At 74.1% G+C, this 21,336-nt stretch carries 12 protein-coding genes; 3 read left to right on the plus strand and 9 right to left on the minus strand.

Annotated elements, in window-relative coordinates:
* Positions 1-21: 21 nt before the first annotated feature.
* Genes AB0G01_RS26050 through AB0G01_RS26070 form a run of 5 tightly spaced genes read right to left on the minus strand, consistent with a single transcriptional unit; the run spans position 22 to position 11,405 of the window.
* Complete coding sequence (locus AB0G01_RS26050; RefSeq protein ID WP_360950061.1) at positions 22-591, minus strand: LuxR C-terminal-related transcriptional regulator; 570 nt, start codon at positions 589-591, stop codon at positions 22-24.
* On the minus strand, positions 588-2,075 hold the full coding sequence (locus AB0G01_RS26055; RefSeq protein WP_360950064.1) for an MFS transporter: 1,488 nt from the start codon (positions 2,073-2,075) through the stop codon (positions 588-590). Before AB0G01_RS26055 ends, AB0G01_RS26050 begins: the two co-directional genes overlap by 4 nt.
* The gene (locus tag AB0G01_RS26060) at positions 2,072-9,379 is read right to left on the minus strand and encodes an amino acid adenylation domain-containing protein (protein WP_360950067.1); all 7,308 of its coding nucleotides are present in this window, start codon (positions 9,377-9,379) and stop codon (positions 2,072-2,074) included. The genes AB0G01_RS26055 and AB0G01_RS26060 overlap by 4 nt, the downstream gene beginning before the upstream one ends.
* Entirely contained in the window at positions 9,376-10,047 is a 672-nt protein-coding gene (locus tag AB0G01_RS26065; protein WP_360950070.1) for a DUF6875 domain-containing protein, read from the minus strand. Before AB0G01_RS26065 ends, AB0G01_RS26060 begins: the two co-directional genes overlap by 4 nt.
* Positions 10,041-11,405 carry an NAD(P)/FAD-dependent oxidoreductase gene (locus AB0G01_RS26070; RefSeq protein ID WP_360950073.1) on the minus strand — a complete coding sequence of 455 codons (1,365 nt, stop codon included), beginning with the start codon at positions 11,403-11,405 and terminating at the stop codon, positions 10,041-10,043. Before AB0G01_RS26070 ends, AB0G01_RS26065 begins: the two co-directional genes overlap by 7 nt.
* A gap of 526 nt (positions 11,406-11,931) precedes the next feature.
* Here AB0G01_RS26070 and AB0G01_RS26075 point away from each other — a divergent pair.
* A complete protein-coding gene (locus tag AB0G01_RS26075) occupies positions 11,932-14,475 on the plus strand; it encodes a LuxR C-terminal-related transcriptional regulator (protein WP_360950076.1) in 2,544 nt (847 codons plus the stop codon).
* Between the two features lie 109 nt (positions 14,476-14,584).
* On the opposite strand, the gene gdhA is transcribed toward AB0G01_RS26075, so the two are convergent.
* The gene (gene gdhA, locus AB0G01_RS26080) at positions 14,585-15,928 is read right to left on the minus strand and encodes an NADP-specific glutamate dehydrogenase (protein ID WP_360950432.1); all 1,344 of its coding nucleotides are present in this window, start codon (positions 15,926-15,928) and stop codon (positions 14,585-14,587) included.
* Positions 15,929-16,078: 150 nt separating this feature from the next.
* The gene (locus tag AB0G01_RS26085) at positions 16,079-17,101 is read right to left on the minus strand and encodes an LLM class flavin-dependent oxidoreductase (RefSeq protein WP_360950079.1); all 1,023 of its coding nucleotides are present in this window, start codon (positions 17,099-17,101) and stop codon (positions 16,079-16,081) included.
* A 387-nt stretch (positions 17,102-17,488) separates the two neighbouring features.
* Here AB0G01_RS26085 and AB0G01_RS26090 point away from each other — a divergent pair, with 387 nt between their 5' ends.
* Together AB0G01_RS26090 and AB0G01_RS26095 are read left to right on the plus strand one after the other, a co-directional pair.
* Positions 17,489-19,132, plus strand: a complete 1,644-nt coding sequence (locus tag AB0G01_RS26090) for a hypothetical protein (RefSeq protein ID WP_360950082.1) — start codon at positions 17,489-17,491, stop codon at positions 19,130-19,132.
* 143 nt (positions 19,133-19,275) lie between these two features.
* Positions 19,276-19,473 carry a hypothetical protein gene (locus tag AB0G01_RS26095; RefSeq protein ID WP_360950085.1) on the plus strand — a complete coding sequence of 66 codons (198 nt, stop codon included), beginning with the start codon at positions 19,276-19,278 and terminating at the stop codon, positions 19,471-19,473.
* A 31-nt stretch (positions 19,474-19,504) separates the two neighbouring features.
* Here AB0G01_RS26095 and AB0G01_RS26100 read toward each other — a convergent pair whose 3' ends face one another.
* Both AB0G01_RS26100 and AB0G01_RS26105 read right to left on the minus strand, forming a co-directional pair.
* On the minus strand, positions 19,505-20,272 hold the full coding sequence (locus tag AB0G01_RS26100) for a BTAD domain-containing putative transcriptional regulator (RefSeq protein WP_360950088.1): 768 nt from the start codon (positions 20,270-20,272) through the stop codon (positions 19,505-19,507).
* A gap of 367 nt (positions 20,273-20,639) precedes the next feature.
* Positions 20,640-21,107, minus strand: a complete 468-nt coding sequence (locus tag AB0G01_RS26105) for a hypothetical protein (RefSeq protein ID WP_360950091.1) — start codon at positions 21,105-21,107, stop codon at positions 20,640-20,642.
* Between the last annotated feature and the right edge of the window lie 229 nt (positions 21,108-21,336).

Here is a 21,336-nt window from a genome sequence, read left to right on the forward strand (position 1 = left end):
GCGGGCCGCCGCACCGGTGGGTCAGATGAGCCCTTGGCGCAGCGCGTAGGCCACCGCGTGCGCCCGGTTCTTCAGGCGCAGCCGGTGGGTGATGTCGTGCACGATCGCGCTGACGGTGCGCGACGAGTACGACAGCGCCGTGGCGATCTCGGCGGTTTCGTGGCCGTCGGCCACCATCCGCAGCACCGCCTGCTCGCGCGGGTCGAGCGAGGGCGTCTCGGCGCGCATCCGCACCAGGTCGTCCAGCAGGCCCGGCGGCAGCGTCCCGTGGCCGGTGGCGGCGGCGCGGACCGCCGCGACCAGCGTGTCCGGGCCGGTCCGGTCGCGGTGCAGGACGGCGCACGCGCCCGCGCCCAGCGCGCGGACCGCCGCCGCCGCGTCGCGCTGCCGGGTCACCAGCACCACCGCGCCCTCGGCGGACTCGATCGCGCGCAGCGCGTCGCCGTCGATGTCGTCGGACGCCAGGACGGTGATCCCGCCCGGTGCCAGGGCCAGCCCCGGTGCGGTCGAGAGGGCGGCTTCGAGCCCGGCTCTCAGGAACGGGTCGGCGGCCACCACGCGGACGTGGACGGCCGTCTCCAAGGTCGTCACTTGCGGCGCTCCTCTCCACCGGCGGCGGCGGCCACCGGCTCCTCCACCGCGACCGGCGCGGTGCCCTTCCCCGCGGTGTCTCCTGCGGTGCCTTCTGCGGTGCCTTTTCCTGCGATGTCTTCTCGTGCGATGTCTTCTCCTGCGATGTCTTCTCCGGGGGTGTCCTGCCGGGAAGCCTCCGGCTCGCCCTCGGCCACCAGGTCGGGCAGGTCCTCCACGCGCCGCAGGCCCGGCCGGGCCGCGATCGCGCCGAGGACGACCAGCAGCGCGCCCGACAGGAGGAACATCAGCGCCATGCCGCGACCGGGTCCGGTGCCGATGAGCGCGCCGACCGACCCGGCCAGCGCGCCGTCCGCCCGCATCAACGGCTCGAAGACGCCGTCCGCCAGCGGGCCGGCGGTGATGTAGGCCAGCGGGCCGGCGGCCTGGGAGACCGCCCGCGACGTGGCCAGCACCTTGCCGAGGTTCGCCGGGTCCGACTTGGTCTGGAGCAGCGTCTGCGCCGTGCCCGTGATCACCGGCAGGGTGAACAGGAAGAACGGGCCCACCGCGATCACCAGCGCCAGCGACGGTGCCAGGCCGTGCACGGCCATGCCGATCCCGCCGGCGACCATGAACAGCGCGATCCCGCGCATCCGGCGCTTCGGCCCGCCCCACGCGCCCATCACCAGGCTGCCGAGGAACAGCCCGGCCCCGCCCGCGAACACCTGGAAGCCCAGCTCGGCGGGACTGGCGAAGGACAGCACCAGCGGCCGGATCAGCGTGCCCGCCAGGCCGAAGCAGAAGTAGAAGCCGCCCAGCACCGCGATCAGCCCGGTCATGCCCGGCCGGCGGCGCAGCTCCGCCCAGCCCGCCGGCACCTGCCGCCAGATCGACGGCCCGCCCGGCTCCACCCCGGCCGCCCGCACCGCACCGGCGGGCAGCGGCACCAGCAGCACGACCAGCAGCGAAGCGCCGAACGTCACCACGTCGACCAGGATCACCCCGTGCAGCCCGGCGAACGCCAGCAGCCCGCCCGCCGCGATCGGCGCGGCGATCTGCGCGCTGAACACCACCTGCGACAGGCCGTTGGCGCGGCCCAGGTGCTCCTTGGGCACCAGCAGCGGGATCATCGCGCCGAAGGTGATCTGGTGGACCGTGCCGCACATCGCGGTGAGCGCGGTGACGACGTAGATGTGCCAGACCTGCATGCCGCCCGTGCCGATCAGCGCCGCCAGCGCGCCGACCGAGGCCAGGGCCACGACGTCCGCCGCGACCAGCACGTGGCGGCGGTGGAACCGGTCGGTGATCGCCCCGGCGAACGGCGCGATCAGCACCGCCGGCACCGCGCCCGACAGCATGATCAGGGCGAACTGGGTGGCCGAGCCGCTGCGCTCGTAGGTCCACACGCCGAGTACGAACCCGGTCAGCGCGGACCCCACGATCGAGATCAACTGCGCCGTCCACAGCAGGGCGAACCCGCGGATGCCCATCGTCTTGTTCATCGGCCCTCCCGGGGCTCAGGTTCGGGCAGGTGGCCGGTGCGGACGTAGTGGCCCAGGTACCGGCGCAGCAGCGCGGCGTCGGCCGGCGGGCACGGCCGCCCGACCACCGCCTCGGTGTGCGAGCAGTCGAAGACCGTGCGGCGCGGTGTCGGGTCGGGGTCGACCACGGCCGCGATGGCACCCAGCGCCGGGTCGCCGTCGCGGGCCACCGCGTCGGTCAGCTCCCGGTGCCACCGCTCGAACGGCACCTCGCGCACCGGGTAGCCGAAGTCCCGCAGCACGGCCACGACCTCGCCGAACCGGATGGTGCGCGGGTTGTAGAAGTGGAAGTCCGCCCCGTACCCGGCGCGGGTGCGCGACAGGGAGCCGATGGCGGCGGCCACGTGGTCCACCGGGGCCATGTCCTCCTCGTCGGCGAAGTCCTCCACCGGCGCGGACCCGAGCACGACCACGGTGCGCAGCATGTTGGCGAACCGGTCGCCCACCGGGCCGATCCCGGTCCGGCTGTCCCCGGTGACCCGGGCCGGCCGGTGCACCGTCACCGGCAGCCCCGCCGCGCGGGCGAGGCGGGCCAACCGGTCCGACACCCACTTGCTGCGCTCGTACCCCCGGGTCAGGCCGACGGGGTCGTCCGGGGCGTCGCGCTCGGTGACCACGGCGGGCCGGTCCAGCGGGTAGGTGCCCAGCGTCGACACCAGGTGCGTCGGCACCGCGCCGCCCAGGCACGCCAGGCGCAGCACGTCGATCGTGCCCAGCACGTTGCCCGGCCTCAGGTGGGCGTAGGGGCGCACGAAGTTCGCCTCGCCGCCGCAGTGGAAGATCACGTCGAGCCCCTCGGCCAGGGCCGCGAAACCCCGTTCCGACAGCCCGAAGCGCTCCTCCGACAGGTCGCCCGCGACCGGGACGACCCGGTCGGCGAACCCGTCCTGCCACAGCTCGTGCGAACGCAGGTTGGCTTCGATCCGGTCCAGGCCGCCGGACCGCACCAGGCAGCGCACCACCAGGTCGGGGGAGTGGCGCAGCAGGTCGGCCAGCAGGTGCCCGCCGAGGAAGCCCGTCGCGCCGACCAGGAACGCGGTCCGCGCGCGCACCGCCCGCCCGACCGCCGCGACCACCTCGTCGGGGGTGGCGCGGGGCCGGATGTCGGCGGGCAGCGCCGCCTCGGACGCCAGGTCCGGGCCGTGGCCGTCCTCGACGTGGGCCGGGTCGAACCGCACCTCGACCGCCGCCGAGAACGCGGCCAGGGTCGTCGCCTCGAACAGCACCCGCACCGGCAGCTCGACGCCGAACCGCGCGCGCACCCCGGCCGTCACCGACCCCGCCAGCAGGGAGTGGCCGCCGAGGGCGAAGAAGTCGTCGTCGCGGCCGATCCCGTCGCGGCCCAGCACGGCCGACCAGATCGCGGCCACGGCCTCCTCGGTGCCGGGCTCGGGCGGGGTGTGCACCGCGCCGTCGGCCCGCTCCTCGGGAGCGGGCAGCGCCGCGTGGTCGACCTTGCCGTTGCCGGTCAACGGCAACTCCGCCACCACGACGAGCGCGTCGGGCACGAGGTAGCCGGGCAGCGCCGACCGCAGGGCCGCGCGCACCGCCGCGCGGTCGGTCCCGGAGTCGCCGACCAGGTAGGCCACCAGCCGCCCGTCGCGGGCGACGACCAGGGCGTCGCGCACCCCGGGGCACCGGCGGCACGCGGTCTCCACCTCGGCGGGCTCGATGCGGTGGCCGCGCAGCTTCAACTGCCGGTCCACCCGTCCCAGGAACTCCAGCGCGCCGTCCTCCCGGCGCAGCACCAGGTCCCCGGTCCGGTACATCAGCGCGCCCGGCGTCGGGGAGAACGGGTCGGGCACGAACCGCTCCGCGGTCATCCCGGGCCTGCCGAGGTAGCCGCGCGCGGGGGTGTCGCCGCCCAGGCACAGCTCACCCGGCACCCCGGCCGGCACCGGGCGCAGCGCCGCGTCCACGACGTACGTGCGGGCGTGGGGCAGCGGCAGCCCGATCGGCAGGTGCGTGCGATCGCCGAGCTCCGCACCGTCCACCGTGCGGTAGGTCGTCGCGCACACCGTGGCCTCGGTGGGGCCGTAGTGGTTGTGCAGCTCCACCCGGCCGTCGGTCAGCCCGGCCCACGCGCGCACGGCGGCGAGCGGCACGCCCTCCCCGCCGACCATCATCACCCGCAGCGGTCCATCGACGCGGACGTCCTCGGCGACCAGCTCGGCGGTCCACTTCTGCCACAGCGCCGACGCGGCGTCCACCATGGTCACGCCGCGCTCGCGGCACAGCTCCACGACGCCCGGCCCGGTCAGCGCCGCCGGGTCGGCCCACGGCAGCAGCGCCGCCCCGGAGACCAGGGCGGGGAAGATGTCGCCCGCGGCGGCGTCGAACGTCAGCGGCGGGAGCACCAGCACCCGCTCACCGGGGCCGAACCCGTGCAGGCGGCGGAACGACTCGGCGAGCTCGGCCACCGGTCCGTGGCGCACGGCGACGGCCTTCGCCGCGCCGGTCGAGCCCGAGGTGTAGATGACGTAGGCGATGTCGTCCGGTCCGACCCGCGCCTCCGGCGCGTCGTCGGCGGGCGCGACGTCGTCCACCAGCAGCGCGGACGCCTCGAACGCGGCGGCGTGCGCCTTCGACGTCACCAGGGCGGCGGGCCGCGCGTCGGCGAGCAGCGCCGCCAGCCGCGCGGCCGGGTGCCCCGGGTCCAGCGGCAGGTACGCCGCTCCCGCGAGCAGCACGCCGAGCAGGCCCACCACGGCGTGTTCGCCCAGCGGCAGGCCGAGCGCGACGACGTCACCCCGCCGCACGCCCCGGTCGCGCAGCGCCAGCGCCACACCGTTGGCCCCGCGCACGAGGTCCCGGTAGGACAGGTCGCCGATCGCGGGAGCGTCCGGCGTCCGCCGCGCCTGGGCGGTGATCGACCGGTGCACGGGGGTGCCGTCGGTGAGCGGCGCGACCGGTCCCGGGTGGCCACCGCCGTGCAGCCACCGCAGGTCCTCCCCGGTCAGCGGGGACAGCTCGCCGGCCGGGCGGTCCGCCCCGGCGAGCAGCTCGCCCAGCAGCCGGTCGTAGTGCCCGGCCAGCCGCGCCGCCGTCGCCCGGTCGAACAGGTCGGTGGCGTAGTCCAGCCGCCCCTCGATGCCGTCCGGCGCGGTCGCCAGGGCCAGGGTCAGGTCGAACCGGGCGGTGGACACCGGGACGTCGAGCCAGTCCGCGCGCACACCGGGCAGGTCCAGACCGTCGCCCGCGGTGTTGAGCACGAACATCACCTGGAACACCGGGTTGTGGCTCAGGTCCCGCGCGGGCCGCAGCGCGCGCGCCACCAGCTCCCACGGGTAGCGCTGGTGCTCCATCGCGCCGACGCACGCGTCCTGCACCGCGCCGAGCACCTCGGCGGCGGTCGGGTCGCCGGCCAGCCGGGTGCGCACCGCCACGGTGTTGGCGTACATGCCGACCGAGCGCTCCACCCCCGGGACCGACTCGTCGCGCATCGGGGTGCCGACGACGATGTCGTCCTGCCCGGAGTAGCGGGCCAGCAGCAGCGTGAACGCCGTGAGCAGCACCGTGTTCGCGGTGAGCCCCCGGGCCTGGCAGAACGCGGCCACCTCGTCGGCGCGCTCGCGCGACAGGCGGAACGGGAACCCGTCGCCCCGGAAGGACTCGGCGGGCGGCCGGGGCCGGTCGGTCGGCAGCTCCAGCAGCGCGGGCGCGTCACCGAGCCGGTCGCGCCAGTACCGCTCGCCGGCCTCCAACGGCTGCGCGGCGTGCCACACCGCGTAGTCGCCGTACTGCACGGGCGGGTCCGGCAGCTCCTCGCCCCGGTAGCACCGGCCCAGCTCGCGCAGCAGCACGCCCACCGACACCGCGTCGGCCACGATGTGGTGCAGCGTCAGCACGAGCAGCGATTCGGTGTCGGCCGTGCGGACCACGAGCGCGCGCACCAGCGGCGGCGCGGCCAGGTCGAACGGCCGCCGCAGCTCGGCGGCCACCGCCGCGTCGGCCCGCAGGCCGATCCGGTCGTCGCGGCGCAGGTCCACCAGCGACACCTCGGGCGGCACACCGGGTTCGGCGACGACCTGCACCGGCTCGCCGTCGACCTCGGGGAAGCCCGCCCGCAGCGCCTCGTGCCGGTCCACCACCGCGCCGAGGGCGGCCCGGAACCGGTCGAGGTCCAGCACACCGGTCAACCGCCACGACTGGGAGATCGTGTAGACGCCGTCCCGCGCGCCGAGCCGGTCCAGGAACCAGAGCTGGCGCTGGGCGGCGAGCAGCGGCAGCGGTCCGCCGCCCGCCCGTCGCGGCACCGCCACGGCGGCGACCCGGTCGGCGGCGCGCACCACGTCGGCGAGGCGGGCGACCGTGCGCGCCTGGAACAGGGCGCGCAGCGACAGGTCGGCGGCGAAGCGCTCGCGCACCCTGGCCACCAGCCGCGCGGCCAGCAGCGAGTGCCCGCCGAGGGCGAAGAAGTCGTCGTGCGCACCGATGTCGTCGAGCCCGAGCACGTCCGCCCACAGCCCGGCCAGCACGCGCTCCACCTCGTCGCGCGGGGCGACCCGGTCCACGACCCGGCCGGCCGCCGGGTCCGGCGCGGGCAGCGCCCGGCGGTCCACCTTGCCGGTCCTGGTCAGCGGCAGCGCCGCGAGGAACACCGCCACCTCCGGCACCATCGCGGCGGGCAGCCGGGCCGCGAGGTGCTCCCGCAGGCGGGGCCACTCCGGTTCCGCCGGTCCGACGACGTAGGCGACCAGGCGCAGGTCGTCCGCGCTCACCGGCCACGCCACCACGGCCGCGTCGGCGACGCCCGGCGCGGTGCGCAACGCCGCCTCGACCTCGCCCGGCTCCACCCGCAGCCCGCGCACCTTGACCTGGTGGTCGGCGCGGCCGAGGAACTCCAGCAGCCCGTCGGGCCGCCGGCGGGCCAGGTCACCGGTGGCGTAGAGCCGCCCGCCGCCCGGCTCGGGCACGAACGCGCCCGCCGTGAGCGCGGGCCGGTGCGCGTAGCCGCGCGTCACACCGGGGCCGCCGATGTGCACCTGCCCGACGACACCGGGCGGCACCGGGTTCAGCGCCCGGTCCAGCACCCGCAGCCGGGTGTTGGGCAGTGCCGGACCCAGCGCCGGCGGACCGTCGCCCGGCGGCACGGCGTGCGCCGAGACGATCATCGTGCCCTCGGTGGGGCCGTAGACGTTCCACACCCGGGCACCGCCGGCCGACAGCGCCCGGACCAGCCCGCGGTCCAGGGCCTCGCCGCCGGACAGCCGCTCGCGCACGCACGCGGGCACCCCGCCCGACACCAGCAGCATCCGCCAGCGCGTCGGCGTGGCCTGGACGATCGTGGCACCGACCCGCGCCAGCCGCGCGGACAGCCGGGCCGGCTCGACCAGGTCGTCACCGCCCACCACGGCCACCCGCGCGCCCCGGATCAGCGGCACGAGCAGCTCGCGCACGGACATGTCGAACGACAGCGCGGTGACGGCGGCCCACACGTCGTCCTCGGTGACACCCAGCCGGTCGGCGAACCCGCACAGCGCGTTCAGCGCGCCCCGGTGCGGCACCGCCACGCCCTTGGGCCGTCCCGTCGAGCCGGACGTGTAGATGACGTACGCCAGGTTGTCCGGCGCGAGGTCGACCTCCGGCGCGGTGTCCGGCCCGGGGTGGTCCCCGTCGACGTCCACGGTCGCCACGCCCGGCACGGGGTGCTCGCGGTCCACGACCGCCAGGCGCACCCCGGCGTCGGCCACGACGTGCGCCAGCCGCTCGGCCGGCCACTCCGGGTCCAGCGGCACGTACGCGCCGCCCGCCCGCCACACCGCCAGCAGCGCCACGACGGTCTCCACCGACCGCCGCACGCACAGCCCCACCGGCACGTCGGGGCCGACACCGGCCGCGCGCAGCGCGTGCGCCAGGCGGTTGGCCCGCGCGTTCAGCTCGCGGTAGGTCGTGCCGTCCACGGCGGGCCGGTCGGAGCAGCGCACCAGCTCGGCGGCGGTGACCACGTCGGGCAGTTCCAGCACCGCGTCGGTCCACGCCGGCGCGGGCAGCGGCACTTCGCCCACCCGGAGCTGGAAGTCGGCCGTCACCGCGGTCAGGAACGCCACCAGGTTCGCGGCGAAGCCGGCGACGGTCGAGGCGTCGAACAGGTCCGTGCGGTATTCGAGGTAGGCCCGCAGCACGCCGTCTTCCTCGCGCACGCCGAGCATGAGGTCGAGCTTGGCGGTGCCGGTGTGGGCACCGTCGAACCCGGTGACGTCGAGCCCGGCCAGCCGGGGCGGACCGCCGCCCGCGCCGTGCCCGTTGAACCCCACCTGGTAGACGGGGGAGTGCGCCAGGCTGCGCTCGGGGCGGACCGCCTCCACCACCCGCTCGAACGGAACCTCGGCCGCGCCGAGCGCGTCGACCAGCGCGTCGACCACGCGTTCCAGGAGCTCGGCGAACGCGGGGTCGTCGTCGAGCCCGACCCGCACCGGGACGGTGTTGACGAAGAACCCGATCAACCGCTCGGTGTCCACCTGGGACCGCTGGCCGACGACGGTGCCCACCACCACGTCGTCCTGCCCGCTGTAGCGGCACAGCAGGGCCTGGTAGGCGGCCAGGACCGTCATGAACACCGTCGCGCCGACCTTGTCGCCCAGCTCCCGCACCGCCGACGTCAGCTCGGCGGGGAAGTCGAACTCGTGCAGCCCGCCGGCGGCGGTCGCCACCTCCGGCCGAGGCCGGTCGGTGGGCAGGAGGATCAAGTCCGGCGCGCCGCGCAACGCGGCGACGACCTGCTCCAGCAGCTCGACGCCCTCCGGGCCGGCCAGGTGGTCGCGCTGCCACGCCACGAAGTCCGCGTACTGCGAGGGCAGCTCGGCCGGCTGCCCGCCGCCGTAGACCAGGCTCAGCTCGTCCAGCAGCAACGACATCGACCAGCCGTCGGACACCGCGTGGTGCACCGTCACCACCAGCACGTGCGACCGCGCGTCCTCGCGCAGCAGCAGCACGCGCAGCAGCGGCCCCGCCGCCAGGTCGAACGGCGCGCGGATCTCGGCGTCGACCTCGGCGAGGACGTCGGCCGCCACCGGCCGGCAGGCGAACCCGAACACCGGTTCGTCCCGCACCACCTGCACCGGGACGCCGTCGTGCTCGCGCAGCACGGTCCGCAGGGCGGCGTGGCGGCGCACCACCGCCTCGAACGCCGACCGCAGCCGGTCGACGTCCAGCGGTCCGGTCAGCCGCAGCGCGGCCGGCACGTTGTAGGCGGGCGAGCCCGGTTCGAGCCGGTCGAGCAGCCACAGCCGCTCCTGGCCCGGGGAGCAGGGGAAGGTGGTCACGGCGCGCCCACCACCCGTTCCCGCTCGACCTGGTCGCGCAACTGCGCAGGCACCTGGTCGCCGAACAGCTCCAGGTACACCCGCACCTGCTCGGGGTCGTCGCGCAGGAACGGGTAGTCGGTCGGGACCATGTGCCGCAGCGCGAGCATCGGGACCGGGCTGCGCAGCGGCCGGAAGTCCTCGTTCCACAGCCCGCCCTTGGCCGGCGGGCCGTTGTGGAACTCGCCGATCATCAGGCCCTGCTTCACGTACTCGGGCTTGAGCAGCGCCTGCACGCCGTCCACCAGCGACTCGGCCGCGTGCTGCGGGACGTCGGGGAACAGCACCATGATCGAGGTGATCTGCGCCGACGGCTGGGACCTCGGCGCGAGGTCGAGGAACCAGTCGCGGAAGAACCGCAGCGTCTCGACCGGCTCCAGGGGATCGGTCGGGCTGCCCGGCTGCACCGCCAGGAAGAACCGGTCGCGGGTCAGCGACGCGGACGCGAACGGGCACACGCTGCCCGGCCGGCCCAGGTCCGGGTGCGGGTTGGTCAGGTAGGCCCGACCCCAGTCGAACGTCGCCCGGAGGTGGATCTCGTACCGGCTCAGCTCCGGCGGCAGCGAGATCGGGTCGAGGTCGCTCCGCTCCACGAGCACGCGACGGGGATCGCTCGGATGGGTCAGCATCGGCCTCGGCCTCCTCTTCGACGGCCACGCCGCGCGGCGGCCAGCCCGGTCACGACCGCGCCCAGCGCGGCCAGCGAACCCGCCCACCCCAGCGCGGCCTTCTGCCGCGACGCGCGGCGCAGTGCGTCCGCGTAAGGGGTGTCGGTGTGCGAGATCATGGTGTAGAGCGGTACCCACCGGCCCGGGAACAACCGGCTCAGCAGCAGGTCCGCCTTCTTGCGCGCCAGGAACAGCGGGGACGCGACCTTGGCGCGCAACTCGTCGAAGTTCTCCTCGGACAGGTCGGCGAGCACGTCGGTGTGCGGCTTGCGCAGCCGCTCGAACTCCCGCAACCCCGCCGCCCAGTCCGGGCCGACCAGGCACCGGCGCAGCAGCGAGCAGTCCTCCAGCGCGGAGTTCATGCCCTGCCCGTAGAACGGGTAGACCGCGTGCGCGGCGTCGCCGACGAGCACGACCCGGCCTTCGTGCTGCCAGGGCGAGACCCGCACCGTCACCAGGTGCCCGGTCGGGTGGGACAGGAACTGCTCGACCACGTCCGGCACGAGGTCCCGCACGTCCGGGAACTTCGTGTCGAACAGCTCGCGGACCGCCGCCTCCGTGGTCAGCTCCGCGATGCTCCCGGGACCGGACAGCGGGAGGAACGCCGTGGCCGTCAGCGACCCGTTGATGTTCGGGTGCGCCACCACCAGGCCGTCGTCGCCGGGCCACACGTGCAGCGCGTCGGGCGCGCAGCGCAGGTCGCCGGGACGTCCCGCCGGGATGGCGAACTCCTTGTAGCCCCAGGGCAACGCCTTCTGGTGGAGGTCGGCGGGCAGGCCGCGCACCAGGTGCGCGCGGGTCGCCGAGAACGCGCCGTCGGCCCCCACCACGAGGTCCGACTCGGTGACCAGCTCCACGCCCTGCGCGTCGGTGAACCGGCACACCGGCCGCCGGTCGTGGCCGCCCCGGTCCAGCGCGGTCAGGCGGACGCCGAAGTGCACCCGCACCTCGGGGTGCGACACCGCCTCGGTCAGCAGCGCGTCGCCCAGGTCCTCGCGCAGCACCGACCGCAGCACCTGGTCCTCGGCCGTGCCGTAGGGCTGGAACGCGAGCTGCCCGCCGTGCCGGTGCACGACCCGGCCGCGCATGGGCACGGCGACGCGCAGCACGTCGGCGAGCACCCCGACCTCGGCCAGCGCGGCGATGCCCCGCTGGGACAGGCCCAGGTTGATCGACCGGCCGCCGGCGCGCGCGGTCTCGCGCGGGTCGGGCAGCCGCTCGTAGACGTCGACCCGGTGGCCCAGCCGGGCCAGGTGCACGGCGGTGAGCGTGCCCGCCAGGCCGGCCCCGACCACCACGACGTGCCGGGCGGCGCTCATCGGACCCGCCCCGCGCGCACGTCGTCCTCCGCACACCTTCCGTTACAGCCTGAGACTATTCTCTCCGGCAGTTTCCGGTGGGGTCGGCCGAAAGTCGTCCGAACCACTTCTGCGGCCTGTTCGGCAAAACGGACGGAACGGGTACCGCGATAGGGAAACCCAATGTCAGGAGCGCCCTCGCGGAGCCGGCGAGGGTGCCCCGCGGGTGCTGGGAGTTCCGGTTGCCGGACGCGCTGGACAGGCCTTGACCAGGCATTGTCTTGGCGTCGCGGGCCATCCACACGGGTGGCGTCGACCGCGTGCACCGATCCCCCTCATTATATTTGCTGCCTATCTGGGCTGAATGGAGCACGCCCCTGCGGCCGTCCACGGATGGTCGCGAGACATTCCCGCCAGTAATCTGGCCGGGCCGCGTGCTATTTCCCCCAGTACTGTGCGGGTGTCAATCAACCAGGTGCGGGGGCGGCGAGCATCCGGGAAAACACGGTATCGGTGGGAGGGCTGTGCTGTGGTCGGTCGTGGATTCGTGGGCAGGTCCGCCCAGGTGGCGGACTGCCTCGTCGGGGACCCCGCGTGGGTGGTGCTGGTCGCCGGGCCGCCCGGTGTCGGCCGCACCCGGCTGCTGGCGGAGGTCGCGGCCAGGAGCGCGGTCCCCGCGCGGTTCGCCGAGGGCGGCGCGGTCGGCGCGGAGGCGGTCCGGCTCTCGGCCGCCGAGGGCGGTGTGCTCGTGGTGGACGACGTGCACCTGGCGGACCCGGCCACCCGGCGGCTGCTCGCCGACGTGGTCCGCGCCCGACCCGGCCGGCTGCGCCTGCTGCTGTCCGCGCGCGCCGGTCGCTGCCCGTCCGAGCTGGTGCACGCCCTGCTCGCGGCCGGCCCGGCGGCGCGGTACGTGCCGGTGCCGCCGATGACCGACGGCGAGATCACCGAGCTGCTGCCCGGCACCGGGTCGGTGCTGCGCGGCCGGATCGCGGCGGCGGGCGCGGGCATCCCGCGCTACCTGCTCGCCCTGGCCGAACTGCCGCCCCACACCTGGCCGTCGGCCGACCCCGGTCCCGGTGACGACCCCGACCGGCCGATGGCGGTCGAGGAGCGCCCGATCCTGGCCGAGCTGGCCGGCCTGCCCGAAGCGGAGCGCGCCGCCGTCCGCGCCGCCGCGCACTGCGGCACCACCGTGGACGTGGACCTCGTGCGCGTGCTCAGCGACCGGCCCGAGGCCGAGGTGACCGACCTGCTGGAAAGCCTGCTGCGCCGCGACATCCTCGTGTCCGACGACACCGGACTGGGGTTCCGGCACCCGCTCGTGCACGCCGCCGCGCACCGCCTCGCACCGGCGTCCCGCGAGGTCGGCGCGCACCACCGCGCCGCGCGGTACCTGCGGGGGCGGGACGCCCCGCTGCGGGTCCGGGCGTACCACCTGGAGAAGTCGCACCGCCACCACGACCTGCCGGCGGTGCGCGAACTGGTGGGGGCGGCCGAAGCCGTCATGGCGACCCGCCCCGCCACGAGCGCCCGCTGGCTCGGAGCCGCGCTGCGCGACCTGCCGGAGCGCCTGCGCGGCGGGCCGGAGCACGTCGACGCCTCCCTGCTGCACGCGCGCGCCCTGGCGGTGTCGGGCCGGTCCGAGCAGGCCCGGGAGCGGCTGGCCGAGCTGATGCCGTGGCTGCGGCCGGGCGACCCCCGGGTGCTGTCGCTGCTCGCCCGGTGCGAGCACGACCTGGGCAGACCCCGGCGGGCGCGGGCCGTGCTCGAAGAGGCCGCCCGCACCCACGTCACCGCCGGCGACCCCGCGCTGCACCTGGAACTGGCCTCCCTGCGCCTGGCGGACGGCGACCCGGGCGGCGCGCTGGAAGGCGTCGAACTGCTCCTGCGCGCGACACCCGCACCCGCCCACGCCGCCGCCGCGCACGCCCTGCGCACCCTCGCCCTGCTCTTCCTCGGTCGCGTCGCCGACGCCCGCACCGGCCACCGCACCGCCGCCGACTGCTTCGACCTGCTCGCCGACGAAGCGCTGCGCGACGTGCTCGACCTCACCGCCGCCCTGCACTGGAGCGCCCACCTGCTCGACGACGACCGGCGCGGAGCCGCCCGGGTCGAACGGGCGCTGCACGTCGCCCGCGCGTCCGGCCGGACCCAGGCGTTACCGCACCTGCACACCGCGCACGCCCACGTGCTGTGGAAGCTCGGCCACCTCGACGCCGCCGCCGTCGCGGCAACGGAGGCCGAGGACACCGCCCGCGACTCCGGCCGCCGCGACCTCCTCCCGCTGGCGCGCGCGATCCGGTTGCGGGTGCGGTTGGTCACCGGGGACCGCGCGGACGCGGTGGCCTCGTGGCACGCCGTGGACGGGGTGCCCCGCCCGTCCGTGCGCTGGTGGTGCCGGATGGTCGAGGAGCACCTGGCGGAAGCCGCGCTCGACCTGAACCTGCGACCGCCCGCCGAGTGCCCGCCGGAGCGGGACACCGGCGCGGCGCTGCCCGTCCACCCGGTCCACCTGGCGCAGGCGGCCCTGGCCAGGGGAGAGGTCGCGGTGGCCGAGGACCGCGCGGCCGAGGCCGTGGAGGAGGCGGTGCGCACCGGGCTGTGCGGCCGACTCGCCGCGGCCCTGCTGGTGCGCGCGGCCTGCGCGCTGGCCGGTGGCGACTACCGGCGAGCCGCCGCCGAGGCCACCTCGGCGGCCACGGCGTACGCCACCGCGTCCATGCCCCTGCACCGGGGCCGCGCCATCCTGGCCGCCGCGGTGGCGGCGGGGCGGGCGGGCGACTTCGACGGGGCGACCCGCGACATCGGCCGGGCCCGCGAACTGTTCCACGCCGCCGGCGCGCACGCCCTGCTGCGCGAGACCACCAGCGCGCAACGGGGTCTGGCGGGCCGCCAGACCACGCCGAGTGGCCTGTCCCGGCGCGAGCGGCAGGTCGCGGACCTGGTGGTGCGCGGCCTGGCCACCAAGCAGATCGCGACCGAGCTGTTCCTGAGCCCGAGGACGGTGGAGGACCACATCGGCCGGGTGCTGCGCAAGCTGGACCTGACCAGCCGGGCGGGCATCGCCCTGAAACTGGCCAACGGCTGATCTCCGGCCCGGCGCGCGGTCGCGCACCCCGTCCGGGGACACCGGTGCGGTCCGGCGAGCCGGGTCACCCGGCTCGCCGGACCGGGAGAGCCACCACCCGGTGGGCGGCTCAGATCACACCCAGGGCGAGCATCGCGTTCGCGACCTGGATGAAGCCGGCGATGTTCGCACCGGCCAGGTAGTCGCCGGGCTTGCCGTACAGGTCCGCCGCTTCCAGGCAGCGGTCGTGGATGCCGTGCATGATGTCCGCGAGCCGCCGTTCGGTGTGGTCGAAGCTCCACGAGTCCCGGGACGCGTTCTGCTGCATCTCCAAGGCGCTGGTGGCGACACCGCCCGCGTTGGCCGCCTTGCCCGGTGCGAACAGGACCCCGGCGTCGGCGAACAGGCGGACGGCGTCCGGGGTGCACGGCATGTTGGCACCCTCGGCGACGATGGCGCACCCGTTCTTCACCAGGGTGGCGGCGTCGCGGCCGTTCAGCTCGTTCTGGGTGGCGCAGGGCAGCGCGACGTCGCAGGCGACGTCCCACACCGACCCGCCCTCGACGTACCGGGCACCGGATCGCGCTTCCGCGTAGGTGGAGATGCGGGCCCGGCGCTTCTCCTTGATCTCCTTGAGCAGGTCGAGGTCGATCCCGGCCTCGTCGACCACGTACCCGTTGGAGTCCGAGCAGGCGATCACCGTGCCGCCGAGCCGCTCGACCTTCTCGGCGGCGTAGATGGCGACGTTGCCGGAACCGGAGACCACCACCTTCTTGCCGTCGAACGAGTCGCCGCGCACCTTGAGCATCTCCTCGACGAAGAACACCGTGCCGTAGCCGGTGGCCTCGGTGCGCACCTGCGAGCCGCCCCAGGTCAGCCCCTTGCCGGTGAGCACGCCGGACTCGTACCGGTTGGTGATGCGCTTGTACTGGCCGAACATGTAGCCGATCTCCCGGCCACCGACCCCGATGTCCCCGGCGGGCACGTCGGTGTGCTCGCCGATGTGCCGGTACAGCTCGGTCATGAACGCCTGGCAGAAGCGCATGACCTCGCCGTCGGACCGCCCCTTGGGGTCGAAGTCCGAGCCGCCCTTGCCGCCGCCGATGGGCATCCCGGTCAGCGAGTTCTTGAAGATCTGCTCGAAGCCCAGGAACTTGACGATCCCGAGGTACACGGTCGGGTGAAACCGCAGACCGCCCTTGTACGGCCCGAGCGCGGAGTTGAACTCCACCCGGAAGCCCCGGTTGATCTGGACGGCCCCGGAGTCGTCCACCCAGGAGACCCGGAAGATGATCTGCCGCTCGGGCTCGCACAGCCGGCGGATGACCGCGCCGTCGGCGTACTCCGGGTGCTTGGCGGCGACCGGTCCGAGGCTGTCCAGCACCTCGCGCACCGCCTGGTGGAACTCATCCTCGCCGGGGTTCCGCCGCAGCACCTCGTCGTAGATGTCGCCCAACTTCTCGTCCAGGATCAGCACGCGCGCACTCCTCGATCACCTGTGGTCGTCATCCGAGGGATGACCGGCCCCCTGGGGGTATTTCACCCGCAGGAGCCCGACCAGGCAATCTCGTCACGGGTGACGCGCACCACCAGGGCCGACCCGGACTCGCGCCCGCCTCCCCGGTCAGCGCCAGCCGAGGGCCGGGGCCAAGTGGGTGAGGATGTTGTCGAGCACGTGGGTGTTGTAGTCGACGCCGAGCTGGTTGGGCACGGTCAGCAGCAGCGTGTCGGCCTCGGCGATCGCCTCGTCCCCGGCGAGCTGTTCGGCCAGCACGTCGGGTTCGGCGGCGTAGGTGCGGCCGAACACGGCCCTGGTGTCGGCGTCGATGTAGCCGATCTTGTCGGTGCTGCCGCCGTCGTGGCCGAAGTAGGCGCGGTCGAGGTCCGTGGTCAGCGCGAAGATGCTGCGCGAGACCGAGACGCGGGGCTCGTGCGACCACCCGGCCGCCGACCAGGCCTTCCGGAACGCCCGGATCTGCTCGGCCTGCTGCACGTGGAACGGTGCCCCGCCCTCGTCGTTCTTCAGCGTCGAGCTCATCAGGTGCATGCCGCGCTCGGCCGCCCAGACGGCGGTGGAGTTGGAGCCGGCACCCCACCAGATCCGGTCCCGCAGCCCCGGCGAGTGCGGTTCGACGCGCAGCAGTCCCGGCGGGTTGGGGAACATCGGACGCGGGTTGGGCGGGGCGAAGCCCTCGCCCTCCAGCACGGTCAGCAGCGCCTCGGTGTGCGCGCGGGCCATGTCGGCGTCCGTGTCGCCCTCGTCCGGCCGGTGGCCGAAGTAGCGCCAGCCGTCGATCACCTGCTCCGGCGACCCCCGGGACAGGCCGAGCTGGAGCCTGCCGCCGGCGATGAGGTCGGCGGCCCCGGCGTCCTCGGCCGTGTACATCGGGTTCTCGTACCGCATGTCGATCACGCCGGTACCGATCTCGACGCGCTCGGTCCGGGCCCCGATCGCGGCCAGCAGCGGGAACGGCGAGGCGAGCTGCCGCGCGAAGTGGTGCACCCGGAAGTAGGCACCGTCCGCGCCGAGTTCCTCGGCGGCGACGGCCAGGTCGATCGATTGCAGCAGCACGTCCGAGGCCGTCCTGGTCCGCGAGTGCGGGCTGTCCGACCAGTGCCCGAAGGACAGGAATCCGATCTTCTTCACACCGGGGGGAACGCCCCGCGCCGCTGATTGATTCCTCAACTACCTTGCTTCGTCCGTCCGAGGCGGTCCTGCGGACGCGCGGTGCCTCCGGGCGTCCCCCCGTCCGGTCGCCGGGGGCGGCGGTGATCACCGTCCCCGGACAGCTATTGAGAAAGACTCGGAAATTGAACCGCAATGCGCGGGGCCGGCCGCGCGAATGTCGGTATCCGGTCACCATCGCGAGTCGAAACGGCCACGACTCGGCACAAGCCCTCAAGTCCGCTGCTCCACTCAGGTGGCGGGCGGCTGCCCGGCTAACAGGGCCGAATCGCGGGACGACATGCAGCCGAATGGAACGGCCGCTGCGACCGATCGGGGTGAGGGCGTGTGAGAAACGTGCTGAAAACGATGACGGTGCTGCTCCTCTTATTCTTGGCCATCGGCGACGCGGTGGCCGTTTCCTCGGTGACGGCGAACGCGGGCAGCGGATGGCCGGTACTCGCCCTGTTGTTGATCTGCACCTACGTCGTGCTCCGCGTGTACACCCGGACCTTCCACCGGGGGCCGTTCCTGGCCAAGCCCGCGAACCCGTTCGAGTTCCACCAGGTGCCCGCCGACCGGGCCGGGTCGTTGCGCGAGGAGGTGCGGAAGTCCGACGACCTGAAACCCCACGAAGCGATGATCTTCGCCGCCGCCGTGGTGCGGCCCGAGCAGTTCCGCCGCAGGATCGTGGAGGAGTACACGCCGGGACGCCGGACCCTGGAGAAGTCGACCACGGTCGACATCGACATCCCCAAGCGCCTGGTGGGGAAGAACAACAAGGAGCACGTGTACCTGCCGGTCGTGATCAACAAGAAGGGCGACCTGCTCGACGACTTCCACATCTACGAGAGCAACAGCGACGAAACGCAGTGGCTCTCCTACCGGCAGTACCTCAGCCTGACCGCCGAGGTGCTGCACGTCCTGCTGCTCAGCGCGCACCGGCTGCCGCGCGGCACCGACCTGCCGGTGAGCACGGGGGAAGCGGAACTGCTGGCGCTCCAGTGCATCGTGCACCGGCACGACACGCGGAGCCCGGCCGCGCCCGACTTCAGCGGGGCCGAGGCGATCGAGCGGCTGGCGGTCACCAACCCCGGCGCGCGCGACCTGGCGGGCCTGTTCGTGCGGCAGTTGAGCAGGAACTTCGCCATCGTGGCGTCGGTCGACGGCCCGGTCGCCAAGCGCCACCGGTTCAAGTACCGGCTGACGTTGACGCCCGAGGTGAGGCTGAGCGGGTCGGCCGCCCGGCGGAACCGGTCACCGGCGGGCTACCTGCGGTTGCTCGTCGGTGCCCGGCCGGTCGCGCTGCACCTCGACATCGCCAACGCGGCCACCTGCGAGAGCTACCACCTGCACGTCCACGCACCGGACGACCTCTACCTCGCCCGCCAGGAGACCATCGGTCTCGACCGCGTGCTGCTGCGCCAGGCGGAAAAGGCACCCACGTTGCCCCACTGCCGTTTCCGCAGGCGTCTGGGCCAACCCCACGCGCACTTCTACTGCCGGTACCTGCCGGCGCTGGAGGACGGCGAGCGGCCGTTGCTCCGGTTGCGGTTCTTCGAGGTGCCGCCGGGGACGGTGATGCGCGCGACGGTGACGGCCCTCGCCGCGTTCGCGATCCTCTGGCTGGTCGGCTACGTGAATTCGCGGACCGCCGCGCCGGACACCGACGCGCCCGCGTTCCTCCTCGCCTTCCCCGCCCTGGCCGCGACGTGGCTCGGGTTCGACGCGCCGTCCCGGAAACTGCTGGAGGGCACGCTGTCGGCGCGCGTCTGCCTCATCGCGTCCGCCGTGCTGTCCCTGGTCGGCAGCGCGCTGTTCCTGCTGCACAAGACCGCGGCGGAGGGGTACGGGTGGCCCCGGGTCCCCGGCGGTCATTCCCTGCTCGGGGTCACCGATCTCGGATGGGCGATCACGGTGGCGGTCGCGCTGCTGAACGCCACGCGTATTTGTTACCAATGCTTCATTCGTACGGGGGAGTATTCATACCTTCTGACGAAGAATGTGAACTAGCGTGTACAAGCTTTTTTTCGCGTGCTACCATCCGCCGTGGATGTGTCACAAATGTGATCATGACGCGGACGGGCGAACCGATGGGCAGAGCGGTCGATTCCGGGGGAGCCGGTTCGTCGGGCGTCGAGACGAGAAGAGGGAAAATGGTTCACTTATCCGATCTGTTGCCGTCCCGGCGAGTCACCGGCGAGGCGGACGGGGAGTCGTCCGGCTACTACGTGGCCACGCACACCTGGACGCCGACGCCCAACGCGCCCCGGCTCTCGCTCGACGACATGTACGAAGCCCTCGACGGGATCAACGACGTCTACCCCGAGCCTGCCGAGCGCCGCTCCCCGTGAGCGTGCGACGTCGGCACCGGGTGGGGCCTGCTCACCTCGCGGCGGAACCCGTCGTGCGGTCGGCGGACCGGCCGACCAGCTCCCGGAGCTCCGGGGTGGGTGCCAGGCCCAGGTCCACCCGGAGCAGGCGGCTGAACCGGTCGAACGCGTACACCGCCTCGGAGCGGTTGCCCTCGGCCAGGTGCACCCGGATGAGGGCGGTCTGAGCGCTCTCCCGCAGCGGGTCGGCGCGCACGACCACGCCCGCCGCCGCCGTGGCGTCGCCGAACCGCCTCGCCCGGACCAGTCCGGCCACCACCGCCTCCAGCGCGTGCAGCCGGAGTTGCCGCCAGTCCTCGCCCTCGACGAGGGCCCACTCCTCGTACCAGCACGGCAGGAGTTCCGCCGACAGGGTGGCGACCGCCTGCCGGCTCAGGTCCGCCACCGCCGGCGGACCGGCCTCCAGCAAGCGGTGGGCGAGCGCCTGGGCGTCGTGCAGGTCGACCGACACACCGGGCGCGAGTTCCAGGCTGGACGGCGTGACCAGCAGCGCCGCCCGGCAGGCCGGGGTCAGGCGGGCCAACGTCGACCGCAGGGCGGCGTAGGCGTGACCGCCGGTCGCGTCGGCCCACAGGGAACCCGCGACGAGCAGCCGCCCGGCCGCCCGGTGGCGCATCGCCAGGAACGCGAGCAGCCGCTCGGCCCCGCCGGGAAGGGGGATGGCGTCGGTTCCCCCGGTGAGCCGGAACCCGTCGAGCAGCGCGACGCGCAATCCCCGGTGTCGCGCCGGGTCCGTCTTCGACACCGCGAGCGAGGTCATGAGTCCGGTGTCGAGCTTGTTTCGAGTAAAATCGGAAGAATTATCACGAAAGCCTTTCGACTTCGTCCGCACGTTCTGCGCGGGCGCGCGGCCACGGCCGAATCGATCGTCGGCGGCGTCCGGCCGGTCGGCTGAACTGCTGTGGTCACGCTACCAGTGCGGGTGTGGCGACCGGTGAGCCTTTCGCGGGGTTTTCGCCGACTCCGATCCGCCACGCGTGCGTCCCGGGCGCACCACCGGTCAAACCATCCGTTCGGGTCGACTCGGTACCGGGAGCGGACGTGCGGAACGACCCGGTCCCCTTCGAGGGGCCGGGTCGTCGCTCGTCTTCGCGTCGGCCAGGTCGTCCCCGGCCGGTGTCGCGGTCCTACGATTCGCAGCTACTGCGGAGATCGGGGGGCACGCCGACGGGCCCGCACGAGTCCGTGTCGCCGCCACCGTTGAGGGTGTCCTGGGCGGAATCGGTGCCGGGGCCTCGGAGCACGTCGTTGCCCGCGGAACCGTTGAGCGTGTCCGTTCCCAGGTCGCCGTGGAGGCTGTCGTCGCCCGCCTGCCCGGTGAGCGTGTCGTTGCCGTCGCCGCCGTGGAGGGTGTCGGCGTACGCGGTGCCCGTGATCGTGTCGTTCCCGCCGCCGCCGTAGACGGTCTTGGCGGGTTCGGCGCTGGTGCAGTCGATCGTGTCGTTCCCGCCGGACCCGAACACGGCGGTGTCGGTCTGCGTCACGTTGGGGCCGACGGTGCACGGGACCGCCGCCGAGGCGGACCCGGCACCCACGAAACCGCCCACGACCATGATGCCCGCGGCCAGCACGGGGTAGAGCTGTCGACTTCGCACTTCGTCCTCCGTTTCGTTGCCGGAAAATCGGATGCCCACAGGGTGGTCCGGGCGGCGTCACCGCCGCGTGACGGTGTCGGGAGGGGATTTCCCGGTGTTCCGGGTGCCGTTTCCGACCGACCGGCGCAGGTTTTGCGGCCATTCGGGCGACGGCGGTGTCGGGCAATCCGCCGAAGGTATAGGTTGGCGGTGGTAACCCAATACCCCGGTGGCGCGACATTTTCTCGTT

The sequence above is a fragment of the Actinosynnema sp. NPDC023587 genome, from assembly GCF_040640215.1.
Lineage (GTDB): Bacteria > Actinomycetota > Actinomycetes > Mycobacteriales > Pseudonocardiaceae > Actinosynnema.

Excerpts from the sequence above, each read along its gene's own strand:
- AB0G01_RS26055 (WP_360950064.1), bottom strand. The coding sequence starts at position 2,075 with ATGAACAAGACGATGGGCATCCGCGGGTTCGCCCTGCTGTGGACGGCG.
- AB0G01_RS26065 (WP_360950070.1), bottom strand. The coding sequence starts at position 10,047 with ATGCTGACCCATCCGAGCGATCCCCGTCGCGTGCTCGTGGAGCGGAGC.
- AB0G01_RS26070 (WP_360950073.1), bottom strand. The coding sequence starts at position 11,405 with ATGAGCGCCGCCCGGCACGTCGTGGTGGTCGGGGCCGGCCTGGCGGGC.
- AB0G01_RS26090 (WP_360950082.1), top strand. The coding sequence starts at position 17,489 with ATGACGGTGCTGCTCCTCTTATTCTTGGCCATCGGCGACGCGGTGGCC.
- AB0G01_RS26095 (WP_360950085.1), top strand. The coding sequence starts at position 19,276 with ATGGTTCACTTATCCGATCTGTTGCCGTCCCGGCGAGTCACCGGCGAG.
- AB0G01_RS26100 (WP_360950088.1), bottom strand. The coding sequence starts at position 20,272 with ATGACCTCGCTCGCGGTGTCGAAGACGGACCCGGCGCGACACCGGGGA.